This window comes from Flavobacterium sp. LM5, assembly GCF_002017945.1.
GTDB lineage: Bacteria > Bacteroidota > Bacteroidia > Flavobacteriales > Flavobacteriaceae > Flavobacterium > Flavobacterium succinicans.
Window position 1 is genome coordinate 1 of sequence record NZ_MUFX01000015.1, and the last position, 3,335, is coordinate 3,335.

Genomic DNA, 3,335 nt, shown 5'->3' on the forward strand with positions numbered 1-3,335 from the left:
TTGCAAATTAGCTTGTACAGTAGTATTGGCTTTGTTCAAAACGTTGACGGCTTGATAAGCCAATTGTAGTTGCATAAAGGCCTTGTTTACTTCCAATTCAAGGTATTCTTTGCTGCGTTCGGTTTGTAATTGATGGGCTTGCATTTTGGCTTTTGCAGCCTGTCTGCCATAAAGACCATCGACATTGATTAAGGGTTGAAGGATTTCTATTTTGGTAGCAAAGTTTTGTGTGCGAGCTGGATTGTTGAGTAAAGCCGGGTTGAAATCGGCTTGGGTTAGGATTTCTTGATTCAGTTTTGAACCAAAAGCCATAAGCGGATTAGTAGTCGAAATCGCCGTATGCGAAGCCGTGATACTTGGAAGAAATAAAGCGTTCGATTGTCTGTAATCAGCTTGTGCGGCTTGAAATTCTTGTTGCGCTATTTTAAGCTGAAGGTTTTTATCTGCAGCTTTTAGCGCTATTTCTTTTTTGTATACCAACAGTGTATCTTGACTCCATCCTGTAGTGGAACCGATCAAGCTCAATAGAAGTCCAACTATTTTTATTTTTTTCATCTTTTTTACTTTTTGATAAAGCAAAAGTAGGCGCTAAAAAAAACAAAGTCTGTAACTAATATCACACTGCTTGTTTTGGGTAGGAGTTAACCCTGATTTCAAAAAAATAGGGCACTTTTGTCAAATCGGAAAGTTGTTAAACAGAAAACGGAATTAGAGAGTAAGAGACTAGAAATGAGTCTTAGCGTGCTATCTATAACAAGAAATGACGACTTATTGCAGCACAATACGATCCAAAAGTAATTGGAACGATTCGTTTTTTTTGTTCGCAATCAGAAATACTATTTCTTCAAAAGAAGCACTGTTGAAATTAGGAGCCTCTAAGCGTCGACCTCTAAACGAAGGATACAAGGTGTTGAGGTTGATAATAATGGTTTCCCATTCCCCTGTGGTTGGAAAGGTGGTGATATAGGAATAATAAGCGGAAGATTGATCTTTAATCCGAAATTGATAGTTTTTACCGTCTCCTTTTACACGAAGGACAATTTGACTTTTGGAAGTCGCAGCTACAGGCGAAAATCGATGTCGGATCGAGGTAAAACCGCCGTTGTTTTCTAAAGAAACCTTTCCCGAAAAAACACCATGCCCTGACGTATTGATGGCAAATGCACCAGAGGAAAGGCCACCCATAACTCCATCGTTTACCAAAGTCCAATCATTTGCAGCTGATTTTGTAGTGAAATCATAAAGAGTGGTAGTTTGTGTCATCATAAATACTATAGCAATGAATAAAGGCATAACTCAATGTTTCAACTAAAGTACTCAATCTACTGCGTTGTAGGGCAGTTTTAACAGCTTTTTGATAGCTGTTTAGGGGCGAAAGAGCGAATGGTTATTGTTTTGAAGAGGAGCTAATGCAGTGTCTATTGGAGTTTTTTAAATTTCATAAAGTTCAATGGGCAACTTGTCAGGGTCTTCCAAAAAGGTAAAGCGCTTTTGTGTAAATTCATCGACTCTTATCGGTTCTGTAATTACATTATATTTCATTAAATGTTCTATACATTTTTCGAGATTTGAAACTTCAAAAGCAAGATGACGGAGTCCACAAGCTTCTGGTTGCGAAACCCGCTGTGGTGGAGTAGGAAAGGAAAACAATCCTACAAGTTGATCTTGCGTTAAGTGGCCTTTATACTATAGAATTGTTTTCCTTTCCTACTCCACCACAGCGGGTTTCGCAACCAGAAGCTTGTGGACTCCGTCATCTTGCTTTTGAAGTTTCAAATCTCGAAAAATGTATAGAACATTTAATGAAATATAATGTAATTACAGAACCGATAAGAGTCGATGAATTTACACAAAAGCGCTTTACCTTTTTGGAAGACCCTGACAAGTTGCCCATTGAACTTTATGAAATTTAAAAAACTCCAATAGACACTGCATTAGCTCCTCTTCAAAACAATAACCATTCGCTCTTTCGCCCCTAAACAGCTATCAAAAAGCTGTTAAAACTGCCCTACAACGCAGTAGATTGAGTACTTTAGTTGAAACATTGAGTTATGCCTTTATTCATTGCTATAGTATTTATGATGACACAAACTACCACTCTTTATGATTTCACTACAAAATCAGCTGCAAATGATTGGACTTTGGTAAACGATGGAGTTATGGGTGGCCTTTCCTCTGGTGCATTTGCCATCAATACGTCAGGGCATGGTGTTTTTTCGGGAAAGGTTTCTTTAGAAAACAACGGCGGTTTTACCTCGATCCGACATCGATTTTCGCCTGTAGCTGCGACTTCCAAAAGTCAAATTGTCCTTCGTGTAAAAGGAGACGGTAAAAACTATCAATTTCGGATTAAAGATCAATCTTCCGCTTATTATTCCTATATCACCACCTTTCCAACCACAGGGGAATGGGAAACCATTATTATCAACCTCAACACCTTGTATCCTTCGTTTAGAGGTCGACGCTTAGAGGCTCCTAATTTCAACAGTGCTTCTTTTGAAGAAATAGTATTTCTGATTGCGAACAAAAAAAACGAATCGTTCCAATTACTTTTGGATCGTATTGTGCTGCAATAAGTCGTCATTTCTTGTTATAGATAGCACGCTAAGACTCATTTCTAGTCTCTTACTCTCTAATTCCGTTTTCTGTTTAACAACTTTCCGATTTGACAAAAGTGCCCTATTTTTTTGAAATCAGGGTTAACTCCTACCCAAAACAAGCAGTGTGATATTAGTTACAGACTTTGTTTTTTTTAGCGCCTACTTTTGCTTTATCAAAAAGTAAAAAAGATGAAAAAAATAAAAATAGTTGGACTTCTATTGAGCTTGATCGTTCCACTACAGGATGGAGTCAAGATACACTGTTGTATACAAAAAGAAATAGCGCTAAAAGCTGCAGATAAAAACCTTCAGCTTAAAATAGCGCAACAAGAATTTCAAGCCGCACAAGCTGATTTACAGACATCGAACGCTTTATTTCTTCCAAGTATCACGGCTTCGCATACGGCGATTTCGACTACTAATCCGCTTATGGCTTTTGGTTCAAAACTGAATCAAGAAATCCTAACCCAAGCCATTTCAACCCGGCTTTACTCAACAATCCAGCTCGCACACAAAACTTTGCTACCAAAATAGAAATCCTTCAACCCTTAATCAATGTCGATGGTCTTTATGGCAGACAGGCTGCAAAAGCCAAAATGCAAGCCCATCAATTACAAACCGAACGCAGCAAAGAATACCTTGAATTGGAAGTAAACAAGGCCTTTATGCAACTACAATTGGCTTATCAAGCCGTCAACGTTTTGAACAAAGCCAATACTACTGTACAAGCTAATT

6 protein-coding genes and 1 pseudogene are annotated in these 3,335 nt (G+C 38.2%); 4 read left to right on the forward strand and 3 right to left on the reverse strand.

Annotated elements, in window-relative coordinates; translation table 11 throughout:
- The 3 genes from BXU11_RS16445 to BXU11_RS16455 form a co-directional block, all read right to left on the reverse strand.
- A partial coding sequence (locus tag BXU11_RS16445) for a TolC family protein (RefSeq protein WP_189318550.1) occupies positions 1-555 on the reverse strand: 555 nt, incomplete at its 3' end.
- Between the two features lie 213 nt (positions 556-768).
- The gene (locus tag BXU11_RS16450; RefSeq protein ID WP_223253691.1) at positions 769-1,293 is read right to left on the reverse strand and encodes a CIA30 family protein; all 525 of its coding nucleotides are present in this window, start codon (positions 1,291-1,293) and stop codon (positions 769-771) included.
- Positions 1,294-1,431: 138 nt separating this feature from the next.
- A complete protein-coding gene (locus BXU11_RS16455; RefSeq protein ID WP_189318551.1) occupies positions 1,432-1,650 on the reverse strand; it encodes a VOC family protein in 219 nt (72 codons plus the stop codon).
- A gap of 44 nt (positions 1,651-1,694) precedes the next feature.
- Between BXU11_RS16455 and BXU11_RS16460 the strand changes: the two genes are divergently transcribed.
- The 4 genes and pseudogenes from BXU11_RS16460 to BXU11_RS18595 form a co-directional block, all read left to right on the forward strand.
- On the forward strand, positions 1,695-1,913 hold the full coding sequence (locus tag BXU11_RS16460; RefSeq protein ID WP_189318551.1) for a VOC family protein: 219 nt from the start codon (positions 1,695-1,697) through the stop codon (positions 1,911-1,913).
- Between the two features lie 138 nt (positions 1,914-2,051).
- Complete coding sequence (locus BXU11_RS16465; protein WP_223253691.1) at positions 2,052-2,576, forward strand: CIA30 family protein; 525 nt, start codon at positions 2,052-2,054, stop codon at positions 2,574-2,576.
- Positions 2,577-2,789: 213 nt separating this feature from the next.
- A complete protein-coding gene (locus BXU11_RS18590; RefSeq protein WP_369803219.1) occupies positions 2,790-3,134 on the forward strand; it encodes a TolC family protein in 345 nt (114 codons plus the stop codon).
- Positions 3,135-3,151: 17 nt separating this feature from the next.
- Positions 3,152-3,335 (forward strand): annotated as a pseudogene (locus tag BXU11_RS18595) (TolC family protein); the annotation flags it as partial.

Excerpts from the sequence above, each read along its gene's own strand:
- BXU11_RS18590 (WP_369803219.1), top strand. The coding sequence starts at position 2,790 with ATGAAAAAAATAAAAATAGTTGGACTTCTATTGAGCTTGATCGTTCCA.
- BXU11_RS16450 (WP_223253691.1), bottom strand. The coding sequence starts at position 1,293 with ATGCCTTTATTCATTGCTATAGTATTTATGATGACACAAACTACCACT.
- BXU11_RS16465 (WP_223253691.1), top strand. The coding sequence starts at position 2,052 with ATGCCTTTATTCATTGCTATAGTATTTATGATGACACAAACTACCACT.